Origin of the sequence: Parazoarcus communis, from assembly GCF_003111645.1 — a bacterium.
Classification (GTDB): domain Bacteria; phylum Pseudomonadota; class Gammaproteobacteria; order Burkholderiales; family Rhodocyclaceae; genus Parazoarcus; species Parazoarcus communis_A.
In genome coordinates, this window is sequence record NZ_CP022187.1 from 3,713,880 (window position 1) to 3,733,905 (window position 20,026).

Below are 20,026 nucleotides of genomic sequence, written 5' to 3' on the forward strand. Positions count from 1 at the left end.
CATCCGCAGGCTTCTCCGCCAGAATAGCATCATGAGTGAAGGCGTCTCCTCCGAAGCGGAAAAACAAGCCCCCGAGCTGTGGCAGTTCGTGCCGCTGTCTGCCTATGCGCAGCCCGAACAGGCTGCCGGCAGCGCAGCGGCCGCTGCCTGGTCGTCGTTCCTGCGCCTGTTTCAGAGCGCCAATCACGACGACGCCGCGCCGGTGAAGAAGGAGGACGAACTGCGCTCCCTGCCCGAGATGCAGCTCGAGCACCTCGTGGGCCGCATCGACTGGCGCGAGGCGTCGAACGCGCTCGATGCGACATTGAGCGGGGAGGCCGAGGGCGCGATTTCCGGCGTGCAGGTCCTCGTTGGTCAGCCCCACTGCGGCCATGCCGAGATCGTGGCCGACTGGGCGGCCCGCCATCATGCGCAGATCATTGAGCCACCGTCATGCGAAGCGCTGCTGGCGAACGATGGGCGCTGGCAGGTGACGTGGCCTGCGGACGGCCAGCCGTGGGCGCTGACCGGTCTTGAGCGCTTCTTCCAGAGAACCGCAAACGGACTTGCGCTGGCGCGCAGCCTGCTTGAGGACATGGTCAGCGGGCGCGCCGGGCCGGGGCTGGCGGGATGCGACAGCTGGGCATGGGCTTTTCTGCAGCGGGTTTCGTCGCTTCCCTTGCCGGCGGCGCTGACGCTTCAGGCGTTTGACGGCCCCCGCTTGTCACGACTGCTTGCACAGCTGGTGGACGCCGAAGGGGAGCGCCGCCTGCGGTTTCGCAACGCCCGCAGTGGCCGCGACATGCTGACCGTCCCCTGCGAGGACGACAATGCCGCCAGTGATGAGGTTGAGCAGCTTGCAGCGCACTGTCGGGGGAATGTCGGCACGGCACGTCGCTATTGGCGCCAGCGTCTGCGTGCTGTGCCCGATCCGGCAGCAGAGCTGGGCGATGCCAAGTCGAGCGCGCCCGAGAAGAAGGGCGATCCGGAAGCCGAAGTGGTCTGGGTGTCGGCTGCACAGCCCGAGCTTTCGCTGCCGCTCGAAGCAAACGAGGACGTGGCGCTCGTCCTGCATGCGCTGCTGCTGCACAACGGGCTGAGCGATGCCGTGCTGCCCGCCGTGCTGCCCTTGCCGCGCCACCACTGCATTGCCATCGTGCTGCGCCTGCAGCGACTGACCCTGGTCGAACAGTGTGAGGGCCGCTGGCGGGTGAGCGCGCTGGGCTACGAACTCGTGCGTGGCTGGCTGCGCGGACGGGGTTTTCTGATTGACGACTTCTGACCCGCCATGACTGACGAAAGCTCGATCGCACAGATTTTCCGACCGCCCGACTGGACGATGGCGCTCGAGGTTGGCGCCGTGCTCCTGATCGCCGCACTGCTCATTGCCGGCTCGCAGCGCGCGCTGCCATGGCTCGGCAACCGCCTGCACGGCAGGCGGCGATTGCTCGTGCTGGCCCTGGTGCCGGTGTTGCGCCTGCTGATCATCGTCGCGGCCTTCATCATGATCGTCCCCATGGTGATCAATCCGTCGGTGCAGAACATGGTCGCGCTGCTCGGTACCGTTGGTCTGGCGATCGGCTTTGCGTTGAAGGATCTCGCCAGCAGCCTGATTGCCGGTGTCGTCGCGGTGGGGGAAATGCCCTACCGCAACGGAGACTGGATCAAGATTGATGGTATCTATGGCGAGGTGCGCTACGTCGGCATGCGCACGGTGCAAGTCGTGACCCCGACCGACGACGTGGTGTCGATTCCGCATTCGCGGTTGTGGAACACACCCATCTACAATTCCAACGATGGCTCGCCGCGGCTGCAGTGCGTTGCCGACTTCTACCTGCACCCGGAGCACGACGCGGCTGAAGTCAAGCAGGTCCTGTCGGATGTGGCGCTCTCCAGCGCCTTTCTGCACTTTGGTCAGCCCATCGCCGTGATCGTGCATGAGAAGCCGTGGGGAACGTGGTATCGCCTCAAGGCCTATCCTGTGGATGCGCGCCAGCAATTCCGCTTCGTGACCGACCTGACCGTGCGGGGCAAGGCAACCCTGCTTGGGCTTGGCGTAACCTTTGCCATGGCGCCGACCGTGGAGTCCGTCACGGTGTGAAGCCCGCACACCGCGTGGAACCACGACGGGAAACCGATACTCAGAGTATCTTCGTGCGAAAGATGGGGGCTGAACATGGCCCGCTTTGCCGGTTGCGGGCGAGACTTTCGCCAAAGGAGATCCGATTGAACCTCTCGGACGTTCTGGACATCGATGAGCTCCGCGGATTGTGCGAGAGCTTCACCGCCGTTACGGGCGCCGTCACCGCTGTTCTCGATCTCGAGGGGAAGGTGCTGATCGCGACCGGATGGCAGGATATCTGCACCCGGTTTCACCGCGTCAATCCGTCAAGCTGCGCGCGTTGCCTTGAGAGCGACACGGTTCTTGCCGGTCGGCTGAAAGCGGGAGATGCCTACAACGTCTACGAGTGCCGGAACGGGCTGGTCGATGTCGCGGTACCGATAGAGATCGGCGGCGAACACGTTGCGAACTTCTTTACCGGCCAGTTTTTCCTGGCGCCGCCTGACAGGAACTTTTTCATTCGCCAGGCCAATACGTTCGGCTTCGATGAAAGCAGCTATATCAGTGCCATGGACCGGGCGCCCGTTTTTTCTGCCGAACAGGTTCAGTCGATGATGAGCTTCTTCACCCGTCTGGTCAAAGTGATGGGTGAGACGGGGCTTGCGAGGCTGCGTTTGCAGCAAGCCAATGCCAGTCTGGGGGCGAGTGCGGCAATCATAGCGGCGTCGGAGGATGCCATTATCGGCACATCATTGGACGGCATCATCGAAAGCTGGAATGGCGGGGCGGATAAGATCTTCGGATACGCTTCGAGTGAGGTGATCGGGAAACCCTTGTCGACGCTGATTCCTCCGAGTCGATCCGGGGAGGAGGCCGACGCGATTGCGCGCATCTCCCGCGGAGAGCGGGTGAGGCACTTCGAGACAATCCGCTGCCGCAAGGATGGGCAGTCGATCAATGTGTCGATCTCGATCTCTCCGATCAGGGACCGCGCAGGCAAAGTGACCGGTGCTTCAAACATTGCAAGAGACGTCACCGAGGCCAGGCGGATCGGCAAAGCCTTGCAGCACCGGCAGCTCATGATGGAACGCACCGAAAGCATGGCGCGCCTGGCCAGCTTCGAGTGGGATGTGGACGCCAATACCGTGACCTGGTCGCCCGAGATGTTCGTGATCTTCGGTCGTGACCCCGCGCTGGGGGTGCCAAACCTCGAGGGACAGGCCGAGCTGTACACGTCCGAGTCGACGCAAAGGCTGTTCGCTGCGGTCAAAACGGCAGTGGCGGACGGCACGCCCTACGAACTGGAACTGATGACCCTGCAGCCTGGCGGCGAGCGGCGACCCTGTTTCGTGAAGGGCTTCCCCGAGCGTGACGACAGCGGCCGGGTGGTGCGTATCGCCGGCCTGGTGCAGGACATTACCGATCGCAAACGGGCGGATGAGGAGATCAGACAGCTGGCCTATTACGATCTGCTGACCAATCTGCCCAACCGCAGGCTGCTGCTTGACCGCATACGGCAGGCAATGGCTTCAAGCAACCGCAGCAAGGCGCACTGCGCGCTGATGTTCCTCGATCTGGATAATTTCAAGACAATCAATGATTCGCATGGGCATCAGGCAGGTGATCTGCTCCTGATTGAGGCTGCCGACCGATTGAGACGCTGCGTGCGCGAAATGGATACCGTTGCCCGCTTCGGCGGTGATGAGTTCGTTGTCATGATCTGCGAACTCGACACGGACGTCCGAGCGTCGATGTCGCGTGCCGAGGCCATTGCGCGAAAAATCTGTGAAGCCCTGTCCCATCCCTACCACATTGTGGTGGGACAGGGTGAAGAGGGCGAGACGTCGATCGAACATCACTGCACGGTGAGCATTGGCGTAACGCCATTTGTGGGAAATGACTCCGCCCTGGATGAATTGCTGAAACGGGCTGACCGGGCCATGTACAGGGCCAAGATGGACGGCAAGAACTTGATTCGGTTCTATCCGGATATCCACGCAGGTCAGGCTTGAGTGACGGGCTTCGGAGCCGTCGGTGTTTCGAATGCGATCCTGCTGTCGCTGTGTCCGCCTGGTGTCCCCCTCGGGACCGATCGGGCTCTCAGGGTCGTCGTCCGCTGGTTGCGCATTACGGGTTTCCCGCGCCACTTCGATACCGGCTCGGTGCGACCCCCGTCCATTCCCGAAACGCCCGAGCAAAACTTTTTTCGCTATCGAAGCCAACGGCCGATGCCACCTGCTTGACGGGTTTGCGTGTCTGCAGCAGCAGCTTGATGGCGCGATTGCGGCGGGCTTCGTTCTTCAGGCGTTGCAGCGAGATGCCTTCCTCCTTCAGTTGCCGGTGCAGGGTGCGCACCGACAGGTTCAGTTGGGTTGCGATGTCCTGCGCAGTGTGGGGCGCGTCCGGTCTGGCGTGGAGGAGCTGGGTGACGCTGTGTACCAGCAGACGGTCGCGGCGGTACTGCAGCACGGTGAGCGGCAGCGCACGCTGCAGCATGATCTGCAAAGCCTGTTCGTCGCGGCGCAGTGGCAGCGACAGGTAACGGGCGTCGAAACTGAGGCTTGCCGCCTCGGCGCCGAAACTCAGCGGGCCGGGAAAGAGGTACGGATAGGCGTCCGCATGGGGCGGCGCGGGGAAGGGCAGGCCAGTTTCGGTGAGGGCGATCCGCGAGTCGATCAACCAGCTGATGTAGCCCAGCAGGTAGCGCATGATGGTGACCAGGCAGAACTCGCGCATGTCGCCGAAGTCGCGCGCCTCGGTGATGCGGATGGTGGCGGTGTTGCGCTGGTGGCTGAACGCCAGCGTGAGTTCGTCGGTGAGCAGGCGGTGATGACGGCACCAGCGCTTGAGCGCCACCTCCAGCGTGGGCGAGGTCAGCGAGGCGCGGCACAGCATGCCGTAGCTGCCCCAGGGCAGGCGGCGCGAGAACCAGCCCAGGGCTTCGTCGTCGAGTTCCTGCATGGCGTGGCCGGACATGACCTCCATCTGTGCGGCCGTGACGCGGGCCGCAGGGTCGTCCAGGGCCGCCGACGGAATTTGCGCGTGCTGCAGTGCATTGGCCGGATCCATGCCTCGTGCACGATACCCGAGCACGATCGCGCGGATAAAGGCGATCGGTGTGGCGGCGCGGCCTCGGGTCAATTCCGCGGAGGAAGGGGTGAGGATCTTCATGCCCCGCAATCCTAAGCATGCTGGCAGTAATTGCAACCTCGATGGCAGTTGTCGCGCTGTGCTTCGGTCTACCCTTATTCCATGACCGGGCAGACGCGTCGATCATCGACTGTCGCGCTGTGACCGAACCAGACAAATATACGGAGAAGGAGACCACACCATGCAGATTCCGAGCCTCGACTTCAACCTGGGCGAAACCATCGAAGCCCTGCGTGACACCTTGCGCGATTTCTGTGCGGCCGAGATTGCGCCGCGTGCGGCCGAGATCGACCGTGTGAACGAGTTCCCCGCCGATCTGTGGAAGAAACTGGGCGATCTCGGCGTGCATGGCATGACGGTCAGCGAGGAGTACGGCGGCACCGACATGGGCTACCTGGCCCACATCATCGCCATGGAAGAGATCTCCCGCGCGTCGGCTTCGGTCGGCCTGTCCTACGGCGCGCACTCCAATCTGTGCATCAACCAGATCCGCCGCAACGGCACCGAGGCGCAGCGGCAGAAGTACCTGCCCAAGCTGATCTCGGGCGATCACGTCGGCGCACTGGCGATGTCCGAGCCCAATGCCGGCTCCGACGTGGTGAGCATGAAGCTGCGTGCCGATCGCAAGGGCGACCATTTCGTGCTCAACGGCAGCAAGATGTGGATCACCAACGGCGGCGATGCCGACACCCTGGTGGTGTATGCCAAGACTGACATCAACGCCGGCCCGAGGGGCATTACCGCCTTCATCATCGAGAAGGGCATGAAGGGTTTCACCCATGGCACTCACCTCGACAAGCTCGGCATGCGCGGCTCCAACACCTTCCCGCTGTTCTTCGACGATGTCGAAGTCCCGCTCGAGAACGTGCTCGGCGGCGAGGCCAATATCGGCCGCGGCGTCAATGTGCTGATGTCCGGTCTCGACTACGAGCGCGCCGTGCTGTCGGGCGGCCCGCTCGGCATCATGGCGGCGTGCATGGATGCGGTCGTGCCCTACCTGCACGAGCGCAAGCAGTTCGACACCCCGATCGGCGAGTTCCAGCTCATGCAGGGCAAGGTCGCCGATCTCTACTCCACCTGGAGCGCGTGCCGCGCCTACGCCTATGCCGTCGGCCAGGCCTGCGACCGCACCGACCACGCGCGCACCCTGCGCAAGGACGCCGCCGGCGTGATCCTCTACACCGCAGAGAAGGCCACGTGGATGGCGGGCGAGGCGATCCAGACCCTGGGCGGTGTGGGCTACACCAATGAATACGCCGTCGGCCGCCTGTGGCGCGACGCCAAGCTGTACGAGATCGGCGCCGGCACCAGCGAAATCCGCCGCATGCTGATCGGCCGCGAACTGTTCAGCGAAACCGCGTAAGCAGGGGGCGACATGAGCATCATCAAATCGACGATCAACACCCGCAGCGAAGAGTTTCAGGCTAACGCCAAGTCGCTGCGCGGCATGGTGGACGACTTGCGCGCGAAAGCGGCCGAGGTCAGCCTCGGTGGCGGCGAGTCGGCGCGGGCCAAGCACACCGCGCGTGGCAAGTTGCTGCCGCGCGACCGGGTCGGGCATCTGCTCGATCCCGGCACGCCCTTCCTCGAGGTCGGCCAGATGGCGGCCTTCGGCATGTACGACAATGATGCGCCTTCGGCCGGTGTCATCACCGGCATTGGCCGCGTGCAGGGCGTGGAGTGCATGATCGTGGCCAACGACGCCACGGTGAAGGGCGGCACCTACTACCCGATGACGGTCAAGAAGCACCTGCGGGCGCAGGAGATCGCCGAGCAGAACAATCTGCCCTGCGTCTATCTGGTCGATTCCGGTGGCGCCTTCCTGCCCAAACAGGACGAAGTGTTTCCGGATCGCGACCACTTCGGCCGCATCTTCTACAATCAGGCCAACATGTCGGCCAAGGGCATTCCGCAGATCGCGGTGGTGATGGGCTCATGTACCGCCGGCGGCGCCTATGTGCCGGCGATGTCGGACGAGACCATCATCGTCAAGAATCAGGGCACCATCTTCCTCGGCGGTCCGCCGCTGGTGAAGGCGGCGACCGGTGAGGTGGTGACCGCGGAGGACCTCGGTGGCGGCGATGTGCACACCCGTCTGTCCGGTGTGGCCGATCACCTCGCCGAGAACGACGCCCATGCGCTCTATCTGGCGCGCCGCATCGTCTCCAACCTGAACCGGGTGAAGCCGATGGGCATGGCGCTCGGCGGAGGCGAAGAGCCGGCTTACGACCCGTCCGAGATCTACGGCATCATCCCCAGCGACACGCGCAAGCCTTTCGATGTGCGCGAAATCATTGCTCGCGTGGTCGACGGTTCTCGTTTCGACGAGTTCAAGGCGCGTTACGGCACCACGCTGGTGTGTGGCTTCGCCCAGCTCTACGGTTACCCGGTGGGCATCGTCGCCAACAACGGCATCCTGTTCGGCGAATCGGCGCAGAAAGGGGCACACTTCATCGAGTTATGCGGCCAGCGCGGCATCCCGCTGCTGTTCCTGCAGAACATCACCGGCTTCATGGTCGGACGCAAGTACGAGAACGCCGGTATCGCCAAGGACGGCGCCAAGATGGTGACCGCGGTCGCCACCGTGCAGGTGCCCAAGATCACCACGCTGATCGGCGGCTCCTTCGGCGCCGGCAACTATGGCATGTGCGGCCGTGCCTACTCCCCCCGCTTCCTGTGGATGTGGCCCAACAGCCGCATTTCGGTGATGGGCGGCGAACAGGCGGCCAGCGTGCTCGCCACCGTGCGTCGTGACGGGATCGAGGCCAAGGGCGGGGCGTGGAGCAAGGACGAAGAAGAGGCCTTCAAGTCGCCGATCCGCGATCAGTACGAAGCCCAGGGCCATCCCTACTTCGCCACCGCCCGCATGTGGGACGACGGCGTGATCGATCCGGCCCAGACCCGGCGCACGCTCGGCCTGTCGCTGTCCGCCGCGCTCAACGCGCCGATTGCGCCGACCAAGTTCGGCGTGTTCCGGATGTAATCCGGCCGCGGATACTGATTGCAGCGCCCCCCGAGGCGAGGAGACACGATGTACGAAACACTTGAAATCGAATTGAACAATGGCGTCGCGACGGTGTGGATGAACCGCCCCGATGTGCACAACGCCTTCAATGCACAACTGATTGCCGACATCACCGCCGCCTGCCGTCAGCTCGACGCCGATGACAGCGTGCGTGTGGTGGTGCTGGGCGGCCGCGGCAAGAGCTTTTCTGCCGGGGCCGACCTCAACTGGATGAAGGCTGCGGCCAACGCCAGCGTGGAAGAGAACCTCGCTGACGGGCGTCGTCTGGCCGGCATGCTGCGCACCCTGGCGGAGATGAACAAGCCGACCATCGCGCGCGTGCATGGCGCCGCGCTGGGTGGTGGCATGGGCCTGGCGTCGGCCTGCGACATCTGCGTGGCAGCGGAAAAGGCGGTGTTCGCCACCTCCGAGGTCAAGTTCGGGATCATCCCGTCGGCGATCAGCCCATACGTACTGCGCGCCATCGGCGAACGCCAGGCTTACCGCTACTTCCAGACCGCCGAGCGCATCAGCGCCGAGCGCGCCGGCGAGCTCGGTCTGGCCCACGAAGTGGTTGCCAGCGAAGAGCTCGACGCCCGGGTTGCCGAGATCGTCGCCGCGCTGCTGCAGGGCGGCCCCAGGGCGCAGGCAGCGGCAAAGGACCTGATCCGTGCAGTGGCCAACCGGCCCGTCAGCGACGAGGTGGTGGAAGACACCGCCCGTCGCATCTCCAGCCTGCGTGCCACGCCCGAGGCAAAGGAAGGGCTGGATGCCTTCCTTTCCAAGCGTCTGGCGAGCTGGGTACCGAAGGCATAAGGGAGCGAGACCATGTTTGAAGAGATACTGATCGCGAACCGCGGTGACCAGGCGCACAGCGCCGCAGCGACGAAGTCACATTGCCTTGCATGCGAAGCATGCTCAGGCGGTTTCACCGCGGAGGCACACCATGTTTGAAAAGATACTGATCGCGAACCGCGGTGACCAGGCGCACAGCGCCGCAGCGACGAAGTCACATTGCCTTGCATGCGTAGCATGCTCAGGCGGTTTCACCGCGGAGGCACACCATGTTTGAAAAGATACTGATCGCGAACCGCGGTGAAATCGCCTGCCGCGTGATCAAGACCGCACGCCGCATGGGCATCAAGACCGTGGCCGTGTATTCCGAGGCCGACGCCAACGCGCGTCATGTACGCATGGCCGACGAGGCGGTGCTGATCGGCCCGCCGGCCGTCAAGGAAAGCTATCTGGTGATCGACAGGATCATCGCTGCTGCGAAGCAGACTGGTGCCCAGGCCATCCACCCCGGCTATGGTTTTCTGTCCGAGAACGAGGCCTTCTGTCACGCCTGTGACGAGGCGGGTATCGTCTTCATCGGGCCGCCGGTCGAGGCGATCCATGCCATGGGCTCCAAGTCCGAGGCCAAGAAGATCATGGGCGCGGCCGGTGTGCCGCTGACCCCCGGTTATCACGGCGACGAGCAGGACCCGGTTCACCTGCACCAGCAGGCCAACGACATCGGCTATCCGGTGCTGATCAAGGCCGCAGCCGGTGGTGGCGGCAAGGGCATGCGTCTGGTCGAGCGCTCGGAAGATTTCATCGAGCTGCTGGCTTCATGCAAGCGCGAAGCCATCTCCAGCTTCGGTGACGACCATGTGCTGGTGGAGAAGTACATTACCCGTCCGCGCCATATCGAAATCCAGGTGTTTGGCGACAGCCACGGCAACTGCGTGTACCTGTTCGAGCGCGACTGCTCGGTGCAGCGTCGCCACCAGAAAGTGCTCGAGGAAGCGCCGGCACCGGGCATGACGCCCGAGCGTCGCGCAGCGATGGGCAAGGCTGCGGTCGATGCGGCCAAGGCGGTGGGCTATGTCGGCGCCGGTACGGTGGAGTTCATCGCCAACCAGGACGGCAGCTTCTACTTCATGGAGATGAACACACGGCTGCAGGTCGAGCATCCGGTGACCGAGATGATCACCGGCCTCGATCTGGTCGAGTGGCAGCTGCGCGTGGCCTCTGGCGAGAAACTGCCGCTGGCGCAGGAGCAGCTGCAGATCCGCGGTCATGCGCTCGAAGCGCGCATCTACGCAGAAGACCCGGACAAGGGCTTCCTGCCGTCGACCGGCAAGCTGGTGCATCTGGCGCCGCCGGCCGAGGGCCTGCATGTGCGGGTCGATACCGGGGTGGAAGAGGGTGACGAGATCAGCCCGCACTACGATCCGATGATCGCCAAGCTCATCGTGTGGGACGTCAACCGCGACCGCGCGCTGGCGCGCATGCTGCAGGCACTCGCCGACTACCGCGTGGTCGGGGTGTCGAACAACATCGAGTTCCTGTCGCGCCTCACCGCCTGCCCGGCGTTCTCCACCGCCGATCTGGATACCGGTCTGATCGAACGCGAAAAGGCCTACCTCTTCCCCGAGGGCGAAGCGGTCCCCGACGAGGTATTCCAGGTCGCCGCGCTGGCCGAGTTGCTGCGCGAAACCGAGCGCGCGGCCAAGGCTGCGGTGCGCGACCCCGATCCGCGCTCGCCCTGGCATGCGCGCGACGGCTGGCGCATGAACGCGACTGCCCAGCGCACGCTGATGTTCCGCCACGGCGAGGCCGAGCACAGCGTCAACGTGTCCTATCTGCCTGGCGCCTATCGTCTGGAGTGCAATGGTCGCAGTGTGGTTGCGCGTGGCGAACTCAATCCGCGCGGTCTGCTGCGGGTCGATCTCGACGGCATGAGGCTGGATGCCACCGTGATCGCGGCGGCCGGTCGTCGCCACGTCTTCGTTCAGGGCCGTGCCTGGCAACTGGCAGCCATCGATCCGCTGCATCACAGCGGCGAGGGCGGCGGCTCGGAAGGTGGTCTGCTGGCGCCGATGCCGGGCAAGGTGATTGCACTGGTGGCCGCCGAAGGTGCCAAGGTGGAGAAGGGCGCGCCGCTGCTGATTCTGGAGGCAATGAAGATGGAGCACACCATCAACGCGCCGGCCGCCGGCACGGTAAAGGCCTTCCGCTTTGCGGTGGGTGATCAGGTTGGCGACGGTGCCGAACTGGTCGAGTTCGAAGTTGCTGCGGCGGCGTGATCTGCACAACGACGGGCTCGCTGCCCGTCGTGAAGATTACCGGGTGAGAGGAGACAGTTCCGAAATGAGCAATGCCAGCTATGTACATGGAGCCTCGGAGAAGGCACTGATCGGCCAGACCATCGGTCGTTTTTTTGACGAGGCCTGCGCGCGTCACGCCGAGCGCGATGCGCTGGTTGTGTGCCACCAGGGCGTGCGGCTGAGCTACGCCGGGCTGAAGCAGAAGGTGGATGCGCTGGCCTGCGGCCTGATGCGTCTGGGTCTTCAGCCGGGCGAGCGTATCGGAATCTGGTCGCAGAACAATCTCGAGTGGGCGCTGATCCAGTATGCCAGCGCCAAGGCCGGACTCGTGCTGGTCAACATCAACCCTGCCTACAGGCTGTCGGAACTCGAGTACGCGCTCAACAAGGTCGACTGTCGGGCGCTGGTGGTGTCGCCGGCGTTCAAGAGCAGCAACTACCTGGGCATGCTGGCGGAACTGGCGCCTGAGCTGGGACATTGCGAACCCGGCCTGCTGCGCAGCCATGTGCTGCCGAAGCTCGAGTTCGTGATTCGCATGGGCGGCGAGCGCAGCCCGGGCATGCTCAATTTCGACGACCTGCTGAAACCGCCGTCGCGCGAGGAGCTGACCGCGCTTGCCCTGCTGAGCGAGCAGCTGCAGTTCGACGATCCGATCAATATCCAGTTCACCTCGGGTACGACCGGTCACCCCAAGGGCGCGACGCTGTCGCACCACAACATCCTCAACAACGGCTATTTCGTGGGCGAGGCAATCGGGCTCACCGCAGGCGACCGGCTGTGCATCCCGGTGCCGCTCTACCACTGCTTCGGCATGGTGATGGGCAATCTCGGCTGTCTCACCCATGGTGCGACCATGGTGTATCCGGCCGAGGCTTTCGAGCCGCTGGCGGTGCTCGAGGCGGTCTCGACCGAGTCGTGCACCGGTCTGTATGGCGTGCCCACGATGTTCATTGCGATGCTCGATCACCCGCGCTTTGCCGAGTTCGACGTGTCGTCGCTGCGCACCGGCATCATGGCGGGCAGCCCGTGTCCGACCGAAGTCATGAAGCGCGTGGTCGACAGGATGAACATGCGCGAGGTCACCATCGCCTACGGCATGACCGAAACCTCGCCGGTGAGCTTTCAGAGCGGCACCGGCGATCCGCTCGACCGCCGCGTCTCCACCGTGGGCCGCATCCAGCCGCATTGCGAGGTCAAGATCGTCGACAACGAAGGCCGTATCGTGCCGCGCGGCACGCCGGGCGAGCTGTGCACCCGGGGCTATTCGGTGATGCTCGGTTACTGGGGCGACGAGAAGAAGACGGCCGAGGCCATCGATGCTGCAGGCTGGATGCACACCGGCGACCTCGCCACCCTCGACGAAGAGGGCTATTGCAAGATCGTCGGCCGCATCAAGGACATGGTGATTCGTGGCGGCGAGAACATCTATCCGCGCGAGATCGAGGAGTTCCTCTACCGTCACCCCAAGGTGCTCGACGTGCAGGTGGTGGGCGTGCCGGACGAAAAGTACGGCGAGGAACTGTGTGCCTGGATCATCCTGCGCGAAGAGGGTTCGCTCAGCGAGGCCGATGTGCGCGCTTTCTGCCAGGGGCAGATTGCCCACTACAAGGTGCCGCGTTACATCCGTTTCGTCGACAGCTTCCCGATGACCGTGACCGGCAAGATCCAGAAGTTCCTGATCCGGCAGCAGATGAAGACCGAGCTCGGTCTGGAAGAGGCCAGCACGGCCTGAGTCACGCGTCACCGCCCACTCCACGGAGCAACATCAATGTCGATTTCCCTGCCGCAGCACGTCCGTATCGTTGAAGTCGGTCCGCGCGACGGACTGCAGAACGAGAAGCAGGTCGTGCCTGCCGACACCAAGCTCGAACTCATCCGCCGTCTCGCGGAGGCCGGGCTGAAGACCATCGAGGCGACATCGTTCGTCTCCCCCAAGTGGGTGCCGCAGATGGGCGACAACACCGAGGTACTGACGCGGGTGCTGGCTGCTGCCGCGCCCGGCGTCGACTACCCGGTGCTGACGCCCAACCTGAAGGGCTTCGAGGCGGCGCTCGCTGCCGGGGCGAAAGAGGTGGCCGTGTTCGGCGCAGCGTCCGAATCCTTCAGCCAGAAGAACATCAACTGCTCGATCGCCGAATCGCTGGCGCGCTTTCGTCCGGTGACCGAGGCGGCGCAGGCCGCCGGCGTGAAGGTGCGAGGCTATGTGTCCTGTGTGGTCGGCTGCCCCTACGAGGGCGAGATCGCACCACAGAAGGTGGCCGAGGTTGCAGAGACCCTGGTTTCGATGGGGTGTTATGAAGTCTCGCTCGGCGATACCATTGGCAGTGGCAATCCGGTCACGGTGCAGCGCATGCTCGACGCAGTGATGCGGCGGATTCCGGTGACGCAGCTTGCAGGGCATTATCACGACACCTACGGCATGGCCGTGGCCAACATCTTTGCTTCCCTGCAGATGGGGGTGGCGGTATTCGACGCGTCGGTCGGCGGCCTGGGAGGATGTCCGTATGCGGCAGGCGCGTCGGGGAACGTTGCCACGGAAGACGTGGTCTGGTTGCTGAAGGGCATGGGCATCGACACCGGCATCGATTTCGATGCGCTGGTCGATACCGCTGCCTGGATCAGCGCCGAACTCGGACGTGCGCCAGCCTCGCGGGTCGCCCGCGCCGTGCTCGCGAAACGTGCGCAGGCGGCACAGGCAAACTGAATCGGAACTTTCATGAGCGTTGCATCACCCTGCATCAATATCTGCCACATGAGCCCGGACACCGGATGGTGCGAGGGCTGTCAGCGCAGCATCGACGAGATCACGTGCTGGAGCCGGGCAACGGACACCGAGCGGCGCCAGATTCTGGTCGCCGTGGCCGATCGGCGCGAGCTGCTCGGCCTCGCGCCCCTGGTGCAGTCCGAAGGCGCTGGGGCATGACGAACGATGACGAGTGCGTCGGCGTGTGCATGATCGATTACGACGAAGGCATCTGCATTGGCTGCGGGCGCACGGTCGATGAAATCAACGGTGTGCCCATCCCGCCGCCGCCGGCAGATCTGAAACCCGCCGCACCCGCACCCCTGCCGGCCAATGTCGCCGCACAGGTGGGAGAGGGCAGCGATTGAGCGCAGCGCTCCACTTTCCGGCCAGCCTGCAGGTGTTCGAGCGCGGCTGGCTGTCGGCCAACAATATCCTGCTTGCCGATGGCGATGAGGCCACGCTGATCGATTCGGGCTACTTCAGCCATGCGGGGCAGACCGTCGAGCTCGTGCGCCGGGGGCTGGACGGGCGGAAACTGCGCCGTCTGATCAACACCCATTCGCACTCTGATCACATCGGTGGCAATGCCGCGGTACAGCGCAGCTTTGGCTGCTCGATCACGATTCCGGCAGGCATGGCCGATGCGGTTGCCAACTGGGACGAAGATGCGCTGCTGCTGCGCACGGCCGCACAGAAGGGCGAGCGTTTTGCCGCCACCGGGCTGCTGGAAGCAGGTGACCGCTTTGTCGCCGGCGAACTCGAATGGCAGGCAATCGCCGTACCGGGTCACGACATGGATGCGCTCGCCTACTACAACGCCGAGCGTCGCATCCTGATCTCGGGTGATGCGCTGTGGCGCGACGGCTTCGGCATTCTGTTTGCCGAAGTGCTGGGAAGTGGTGACGGACTCGGCGAAGCGCGGCGTACGCTGGAGTCCATTGGCCGCCTCGCGGTGGATGCGGTGATACCCGGGCACGGTGCGCCTTTTTCCGACTTCGACGAGGCGCTCGAGCGCGCTTTCGCCCGGCTGCGTGCGTTCGAGGACGATGGCGCACGCATGGCGCGCAACGCGATCCGGGCCTGCGTGACCTTTGCCCTGCTCGATGCGCGGCGCATGTCCCTCGATGTGCTGCCGCAGTATCTTGCCGAAACCCCCCTGTACCGGGAGGCCAATGCGCGATTCCTCGGTCTTGGCGCGGATGCGCTTGCCGCCTGGCTGATCTCGGAACTCGAGCGCGCCGGCGTGGCACACCGCGAGGGGAAAGACCTGGTGGCCAGCTGAGACCACCCCCGCCGCATTCTTGCGGCGGCTGCGCGCGAGCATACAATGTCGGCGCGCGCCCGCTCACGGATAGAAAACGTGGTCTTGCTGTCTCATTAGTGGCCAGCCGGGCTTAAAGTTTTCGCAGCCTGCATCCGCTATAGTGATGCATCCTCAACTCAGATTCCTGTCATGCAGATTGTGCTGATCAGTGGCCTTTCAGGCTCGGGCAAGAGCATTGCGCTCAACGTGCTCGAAGACGCGGGCTATTTCGTCGTCGATAACCTGCCGGCAACGCTGTTGCCGCAGCTGGTGGCGACCCTGCGTGGCAGCGGCTACCAGCGCGTGGCGGTGGCGGTGGACGTGCGCTCGGGTGGCAGCATCGCTGCACTGCCGCAGCAGCTTCAGGCGGTGCGCGGCATCGTGCGTGACGTGCGCTTCGTCTTTCTGGAAGCGCGTGATGACACCCTGATTGCCCGTTTTTCCGAAACGCGGCGACGCCACCCGCTGGCCGAAGGCGGGGTGTCGCTGGGTGAGGCCATCCACCAGGAACGCGATGCCCTCGCCCAGATCGCGGAGCTGGGACACCGCATCGACACCAGCGACATGCATGCCAACACGCTGCGCACGTGGATCAAGGATTTCATCAATGTCGAAGCGGAATCGGGCATGACGCTGATGTTCCAGTCCTTCGGCTTCAAGTACGGCATTCCGATGGATGCCGATCTGGTGTTCGATGTGCGCTGCCTGCCCAACCCGCACTACGACCCGATGCTGAGGCCGCTCACCGGGCGCGACAAGCCGGTGATCGACTTTCTCGAGAAAGTGCCTGAGGTCGGACGCATGGCCGAGGACATTCGACGCTTCGTTGCCAACTGGCTGCCGAGCTACCTTCGCGATAATCGCAGCTACCTGACCGTCGCCATTGGCTGCACCGGTGGGCAGCATCGCTCGGTGTATATCGCAGAGTGGCTGGCACGACGCTTCAAGGACAGTGCTCAGGTGCTGGTGCGTCATCGCTCCGCCGCGCGGCGCGATGCCGATCGCGCTGCAGCAGGCAAGTGATCCGCCTGGACGCAGACTGGCGTGCCCTGCTGCGGCCAGGAGACTGGCTGGTCGTGTGCGCCGGGTTTGCGCTGTGTGTGTACTCGGCGCTTGGCTTCTGGACCGGCGGCGCGCCGGACGGCATCATCGTCAGGGCGGCCGGCAAGGTCGTGGCCGAGGCCGACCTGTCGCGTGCGCGCAAGATTGAAGTCGAAGGGCCGCTCGGCACCACGCTGATCGAGATCGAACCCGGACGTGCGCGGGTTGCGTCCGACCCCGGTCCGCGCCAGTACTGCGTGCGCCAGGGCTGGCTGAGCCGCGCCGGCGCAGTGGCCATCTGTGCCCCCAACCAGGTCAGCCTGACCCTCACCGGGCGCGGCAGCGACTATGACTCCCTCAACTATTGAACTCGTCCCCACGGTCAAGGACCGTCGCATCGCCCGCCATGCCGCGGCCGCAATCGTGCTTACCGTGGCGGAGGCGGTGATCCCGCTGCCGCTGCCCGGCGTGAAGCCGGGTCTGGCGAACATCGTGACGCTGGTGGTGCTGGCGCGCTGGGGCTGGCGTGAAGCGGTGTGGGTGGCCTTGCTGCGGGTGCTGGCGGGCAGCCTGCTGCTGGGACAGTTTCTGGCACCGGGCTTCTTTCTCAGCCTGTCGGGTGCGCTTGCCAGCCTGCTCGCGCTCGGGGTGGCGATGCACTTGCCGCGGCGCTGGTTCGGGCCGGTCAGCCACAGCATTCTGGCCGCCTTCGCCCACATCGGCGCACAACTCGTGGTCGCCCGGATATGGCTGGTGCCGCACGACGGCGTATTCTACCTGGTGCCGATATTCTCCGCCGCGGCGGTGATTTTCGGTCTGGTTAACGGCTTGATCGCGGGCCGCCTGCTGCATGAGCTTCAAGCGCTCGAAGCCGAGGAACGCAGCTCGGAATAAACCGTCAAACCCACACCTTCAAGTTTGCAACGAACGGGTGCGGGAGAAGGAGATGCGCGGGAGTTTCTGGCGGTGGCTGACCACATTGCTCGCGATAGCCTTCGGCATTGCCTTCGGCCTTTTCGCCGGTATCGGTGTCGTGCGTGCCGATCCGTTGTCTCAGGACTTGCCTGCGCGAAGAATGGCTGCGGGAATCCTGTCCAGTGGCAGTACGGTATCGACAGCGCCGAGCTTGATCGCCTCTTTGGGCATGCCGAAGACAACGCAGCTGGACTCGTCTTCTGCCACCGTGCTCGCGCCTGCGTCATGCATTTCCTTCAGGCCACGGGCGCCGTCGTCACCCATTCCGGTCATGATGACGCCGAATGCATTGCGCCCGGCGAACTTCGCGCAGGAGCGGAACAGGACATCGACAGACGGCCGATGGCGATTGACCAGTGGTCCATCGACCACCTCGACGGCGTATTGAGCCCCGCTGCGGGTCAGCAGCATGTGCTTTCCTCCCGGTGCGATCAAGGCCCGGCCGGGGACAACGCGGTCGCCGTGACGCGCCTCTCGTACATCGATTTCGCACAGGCCGTTGAGGCGTTCGGCGAACATCGCGGTAAACCTCTCCGGCATGTGCTGGACGATGACGATGCCGGGGCATACGGCGGGCAACCGTGTCAATACCGCTTCAAGTGCCTGGGTGCCGCCGGTGGAGGTGCCGATGGCGACGACGCAGTCGGTTGTGCGCACCATCGACGCGCCGCTTCCAAGCCCGCTGGTGATTACCGCGTCCGCCGACAGCTTCGGTAGCGGAGCGTTGACCGCGGTGCGAGGCGCGAGGCGTCGCGCGTTGGCGCGCGCGGCTGCCTTGACCGCCTGGACGACGTCGTTGGCACTGTCCTCGAGGAATTGTTTCACGCCCATCTTGGGTTTGGTGATGATGGACACGGCGCCCGCGGACAGGGCATTCATCGTCGCTTCCGCACCACGTTCAGCGAGGGATGAGCAGATCACCACCGGGGTCGGGCGCTCGCTCATGATCTTCTTGAGGAAGGTCAGCCCGTCCATACGGGGCATCTCGATATCAAGGATGATCACATCCGGCCACTGCACTTCCATCTTTCGCATCGCAAACAGGGGATCGGCAGCAGCGGCGATGACTTCGATGCCAGGGTCGACAGCCAGCGTCTGGCTGATGGCTTGCCGCACGACGGCCGAGTCGTCGACGATCATGACTTTGATCTTTCCTGACGTCACGTGATGTTCCTGTCTGTGCGCTGTTTCATGGGGCGGTCAAGCATGCTCGCGGTGCAGGGCGCGGTATTCTCGACGGCAATATACGGTCGGGCGCAAGGATGCGAGATCATCACTCAGGCCGTTAAGCGTCTCGGAGTGCCCCACCACGAAGTAGCCGTCTTTGCGCAGATGGGGGAGCATGTGCGCCACGACCTTGCGCTTGGTTTCCTGATCGAAGTAGATCATCACATTGCGCAGGAACGTGACGTCGAACTGGCCGAGGTCGCGTGGGTCGGGCGCGATGAGATTGAAGTGCCGAAATTGCACGCGCTCCCTCAACTTCTGCTGGATGAGCAGATTGCCCGCATGTTCGCGAACGCCCTTGAGGCAGTACTTCTTGAGTAGCTCGGGTGGAATGCCGGTTGCGCGTTCCATGGCGTAATAGCCGATTTCCGCTCGTTCGAGTACGGTCAGGCTGATGTCGGTGGCAATAATTTCCCATGGCGCATTCAGGCCCAGCGTTTCCGCCAGGACCATGGCCATGGTATAGGGCTCCTCCCCCGAGGAGCATGCGGCGCTCCAGACCCGGAATGTATTGCCGCGGCGCTGTGCGGCAATGTCTGCGAGCAGGTCGAAATGGGCGGCTTCGCGGAAGAAATAGGTTTCGTTGGTGGTGAGCAGGTCGACCATCATCTGCACTTCCTGCGGATGGTCGCCGCTGGCAAGCATGCGGTAATACTCGCCGAAGGTGCCCAGTCCGTAATGGCGCAGGCGCTTGGAAAGGCGTCCCACAAGGAGGATCTTCTTGGTGTCCGCAAGGCTGATCCCGGCGAGCCGGTATATCAGGCGCTGGAACAGCGCGAATTCGTGATGGGTGATCTGGGGATTGTCCATGGGAGCGTGCAAGCGAAACGGTGCTCAGAAGAGTTCGATGTTTGATTTTGGCGGTTTGCGCTGCAGCGACTGCGCATAGGCCGCTTCCTCGCGCGCGATGCCCTGTGCGGTGGCCTGGGTGGTGGCCATGCGCCGGCAATATGCATCGCCGGTCTCGGGCACGAAGAGCACCTTGCGCGACCAGGGGCCGAGAAAATCGGATGCAATCAGCGGGATGTGCTCGCGTTGCAGCCACTCGCGTGCAAACTCCGCGTTGCGCACGCCGATCCCCGACGATGCGGAACCCGTCAATATGGTTCCGGCCCCGAAGGCCTTGGCCTTCACCCTGTGCCTTGCTGCTCCCTGAGCAAGAAGTGCATTGAGCAGCACTTCCATGGCGTAGTCTCCAGACAGCAGGTTGTCGATGTCGGCGTCGTTGGCACCCTGGCTGCGGCTCATGCTGGGAAGCATGAAATGATTCATTCCGCCGATGTGGGCAATGTCGTCGAACATGCAGACCGCCACGCAGGAGCCCAGCAAGGTGGCGAGCGGTTTATGTCGTTCAACCGACCATCCGCCCGGCGCAATGTTTCGCGCCATGCGCTCGATCTCCTGCGCCGACATGGCATCCCAGTTGTTCATCGAGCGGTATTCCGGC

Annotated in this window: 19 protein-coding genes; 15 read left to right on the forward strand and 4 right to left on the reverse strand. The window is 64.1% G+C overall.

The window, feature by feature from the left end:
- Nucleotides 1-31: 31 nt before the first annotated feature.
- Genes CEW83_RS16950 through CEW83_RS16960 form a run of 3 tightly spaced genes read left to right on the forward strand, consistent with a single transcriptional unit; the run spans nucleotide 32 to nucleotide 4,053 of the window.
- Nucleotides 32-1,261 carry a hypothetical protein gene (locus CEW83_RS16950; protein ID WP_108950389.1) on the forward strand — a complete coding sequence of 410 codons (1,230 nt, stop codon included), beginning with the start codon at nucleotides 32-34 and terminating at the stop codon, nucleotides 1,259-1,261.
- A gap of 6 nt (nucleotides 1,262-1,267) precedes the next feature.
- Nucleotides 1,268-2,080, forward strand: coding sequence for a mechanosensitive ion channel family protein (locus CEW83_RS16955; RefSeq protein ID WP_108950390.1), 813 nt, complete (start codon nucleotides 1,268-1,270; stop codon nucleotides 2,078-2,080).
- Nucleotides 2,077-4,053, forward strand: a complete 1,977-nt coding sequence (locus CEW83_RS16960) for a PocR ligand-binding domain-containing protein (protein WP_234418883.1) — start codon at nucleotides 2,077-2,079, stop codon at nucleotides 4,051-4,053. The genes CEW83_RS16955 and CEW83_RS16960 overlap by 4 nt, the downstream gene beginning before the upstream one ends.
- Before the next feature lie 115 nt (nucleotides 4,054-4,168).
- Here the strand turns inward: CEW83_RS16960 and CEW83_RS16965 are convergent, their stop codons facing one another.
- Nucleotides 4,169-5,212, reverse strand: a complete 1,044-nt coding sequence (locus CEW83_RS16965; RefSeq protein ID WP_108950392.1) for an AraC family transcriptional regulator — start codon at nucleotides 5,210-5,212, stop codon at nucleotides 4,169-4,171.
- 160 nt (nucleotides 5,213-5,372) lie between these two features.
- Between CEW83_RS16965 and CEW83_RS16970 the strand changes: the two genes are divergently transcribed.
- The 12 genes from CEW83_RS16970 to CEW83_RS17025 all read left to right on the forward strand — a co-directional run bounded on the left by CEW83_RS16970 (nucleotide 5,373) and on the right by CEW83_RS17025 (nucleotide 17,271).
- Nucleotides 5,373-6,554, forward strand: coding sequence for an isovaleryl-CoA dehydrogenase (locus CEW83_RS16970; protein ID WP_108950393.1), 1,182 nt, complete (start codon nucleotides 5,373-5,375; stop codon nucleotides 6,552-6,554).
- Between the two features lie 12 nt (nucleotides 6,555-6,566).
- A complete protein-coding gene (locus CEW83_RS16975; protein ID WP_108950394.1) occupies nucleotides 6,567-8,174 on the forward strand; it encodes a carboxyl transferase domain-containing protein in 1,608 nt (535 codons plus the stop codon).
- A gap of 48 nt (nucleotides 8,175-8,222) precedes the next feature.
- A complete protein-coding gene (locus CEW83_RS16980; RefSeq protein WP_108950395.1) occupies nucleotides 8,223-9,011 on the forward strand; it encodes an enoyl-CoA hydratase/isomerase family protein in 789 nt (262 codons plus the stop codon).
- Nucleotides 9,012-9,259: 248 nt separating this feature from the next.
- Entirely contained in the window at nucleotides 9,260-11,266 is a 2,007-nt protein-coding gene (locus tag CEW83_RS16985; protein WP_108950396.1) for an acetyl/propionyl/methylcrotonyl-CoA carboxylase subunit alpha, read from the forward strand.
- A 64-nt stretch (nucleotides 11,267-11,330) separates the two neighbouring features.
- Nucleotides 11,331-13,019, forward strand: a complete 1,689-nt coding sequence (locus CEW83_RS16990) for an AMP-binding protein (RefSeq protein ID WP_108950397.1) — start codon at nucleotides 11,331-11,333, stop codon at nucleotides 13,017-13,019.
- A gap of 36 nt (nucleotides 13,020-13,055) precedes the next feature.
- A complete protein-coding gene (locus CEW83_RS16995; RefSeq protein WP_108950398.1) occupies nucleotides 13,056-13,991 on the forward strand; it encodes a hydroxymethylglutaryl-CoA lyase in 936 nt (311 codons plus the stop codon).
- A gap of 12 nt (nucleotides 13,992-14,003) precedes the next feature.
- Nucleotides 14,004-14,210 carry a DUF1289 domain-containing protein gene (locus CEW83_RS17000; protein WP_108950399.1) on the forward strand — a complete coding sequence of 69 codons (207 nt, stop codon included), beginning with the start codon at nucleotides 14,004-14,006 and terminating at the stop codon, nucleotides 14,208-14,210.
- On the forward strand, nucleotides 14,207-14,398 hold the full coding sequence (locus CEW83_RS17005; RefSeq protein ID WP_108950400.1) for a DUF1289 domain-containing protein: 192 nt from the start codon (nucleotides 14,207-14,209) through the stop codon (nucleotides 14,396-14,398). The genes CEW83_RS17000 and CEW83_RS17005 overlap by 4 nt, the downstream gene beginning before the upstream one ends.
- Nucleotides 14,395-15,315 carry an MBL fold metallo-hydrolase gene (locus CEW83_RS17010; protein ID WP_108950401.1) on the forward strand — a complete coding sequence of 307 codons (921 nt, stop codon included), beginning with the start codon at nucleotides 14,395-14,397 and terminating at the stop codon, nucleotides 15,313-15,315. Before CEW83_RS17005 ends, CEW83_RS17010 begins: the two co-directional genes overlap by 4 nt.
- A 171-nt stretch (nucleotides 15,316-15,486) precedes the next feature.
- Nucleotides 15,487-16,359 carry an RNase adapter RapZ gene (gene rapZ, locus CEW83_RS17015; protein WP_108950402.1) on the forward strand — a complete coding sequence of 291 codons (873 nt, stop codon included), beginning with the start codon at nucleotides 15,487-15,489 and terminating at the stop codon, nucleotides 16,357-16,359.
- Nucleotides 16,359-16,745 (forward strand): NusG domain II-containing protein, encoded by a 387-nt coding sequence (locus CEW83_RS17020; protein WP_108951496.1) that lies wholly within the window; start codon nucleotides 16,359-16,361, stop codon nucleotides 16,743-16,745. The genes rapZ and CEW83_RS17020 overlap by 1 nt, the downstream gene beginning before the upstream one ends.
- A complete protein-coding gene (locus CEW83_RS17025) occupies nucleotides 16,726-17,271 on the forward strand; it encodes a Gx transporter family protein (protein WP_199915150.1) in 546 nt (181 codons plus the stop codon). The genes CEW83_RS17020 and CEW83_RS17025 overlap by 20 nt, the downstream gene beginning before the upstream one ends.
- Nucleotides 17,272-17,430: 159 nt before the next feature.
- Here CEW83_RS17025 and CEW83_RS17030 read toward each other — a convergent pair whose 3' ends face one another.
- Genes CEW83_RS17030 through CEW83_RS17040 form a run of 3 tightly spaced genes read right to left on the reverse strand, consistent with a single transcriptional unit; the run spans nucleotide 17,431 to nucleotide 20,010 of the window.
- On the reverse strand, nucleotides 17,431-18,492 hold the full coding sequence (locus tag CEW83_RS17030) for a protein-glutamate methylesterase/protein-glutamine glutaminase (protein WP_108950404.1): 1,062 nt from the start codon (nucleotides 18,490-18,492) through the stop codon (nucleotides 17,431-17,433).
- A 60-nt stretch (nucleotides 18,493-18,552) separates the two neighbouring features.
- Nucleotides 18,553-19,389 carry a CheR family methyltransferase gene (locus tag CEW83_RS17035; protein WP_108950405.1) on the reverse strand — a complete coding sequence of 279 codons (837 nt, stop codon included), beginning with the start codon at nucleotides 19,387-19,389 and terminating at the stop codon, nucleotides 18,553-18,555.
- 24 nt (nucleotides 19,390-19,413) lie between these two features.
- Entirely contained in the window at nucleotides 19,414-20,010 is a 597-nt protein-coding gene (locus tag CEW83_RS17040; RefSeq protein ID WP_108950406.1) for a chemotaxis protein CheD, read from the reverse strand.
- Nucleotides 20,011-20,026: the final 16 nt, after the last annotated feature.

Bases quoted from the DNA above. Each gene is read 5' to 3' on its own strand.
- CEW83_RS16965 (WP_108950392.1), bottom strand. From the start codon at position 5,212: ATGAAGATCCTCACCCCTTCCTCCGCGGAATTGACCCGAGGCCGCGCC.
- CEW83_RS17005 (WP_108950400.1), top strand. From the start codon at position 14,207: ATGACGAACGATGACGAGTGCGTCGGCGTGTGCATGATCGATTACGAC.
- CEW83_RS16990 (WP_108950397.1), top strand. From the start codon at position 11,331: ATGAGCAATGCCAGCTATGTACATGGAGCCTCGGAGAAGGCACTGATC.
- CEW83_RS16970 (WP_108950393.1), top strand. From the start codon at position 5,373: ATGCAGATTCCGAGCCTCGACTTCAACCTGGGCGAAACCATCGAAGCC.
- rapZ (WP_108950402.1), top strand. From the start codon at position 15,487: ATGCAGATTGTGCTGATCAGTGGCCTTTCAGGCTCGGGCAAGAGCATT.
- CEW83_RS17025 (WP_199915150.1), top strand. From the start codon at position 16,726: ATGACTCCCTCAACTATTGAACTCGTCCCCACGGTCAAGGACCGTCGC.
- CEW83_RS17030 (WP_108950404.1), bottom strand. From the start codon at position 18,492: ATGATCGTCGACGACTCGGCCGTCGTGCGGCAAGCCATCAGCCAGACG.
- CEW83_RS16985 (WP_108950396.1), top strand. From the start codon at position 9,260: ATGTTTGAAAAGATACTGATCGCGAACCGCGGTGAAATCGCCTGCCGC.
- CEW83_RS17040 (WP_108950406.1), bottom strand. From the start codon at position 20,010: ATGAACAACTGGGATGCCATGTCGGCGCAGGAGATCGAGCGCATGGCG.
- CEW83_RS17000 (WP_108950399.1), top strand. From the start codon at position 14,004: ATGAGCGTTGCATCACCCTGCATCAATATCTGCCACATGAGCCCGGAC.
- CEW83_RS17035 (WP_108950405.1), bottom strand. From the start codon at position 19,389: ATGGACAATCCCCAGATCACCCATCACGAATTCGCGCTGTTCCAGCGC.
- CEW83_RS16950 (WP_108950389.1), top strand. From the start codon at position 32: ATGAGTGAAGGCGTCTCCTCCGAAGCGGAAAAACAAGCCCCCGAGCTG.
- CEW83_RS16955 (WP_108950390.1), top strand. From the start codon at position 1,268: ATGACTGACGAAAGCTCGATCGCACAGATTTTCCGACCGCCCGACTGG.
- CEW83_RS16995 (WP_108950398.1), top strand. From the start codon at position 13,056: ATGTCGATTTCCCTGCCGCAGCACGTCCGTATCGTTGAAGTCGGTCCG.
- CEW83_RS16975 (WP_108950394.1), top strand. From the start codon at position 6,567: ATGAGCATCATCAAATCGACGATCAACACCCGCAGCGAAGAGTTTCAG.
- CEW83_RS16980 (WP_108950395.1), top strand. From the start codon at position 8,223: ATGTACGAAACACTTGAAATCGAATTGAACAATGGCGTCGCGACGGTG.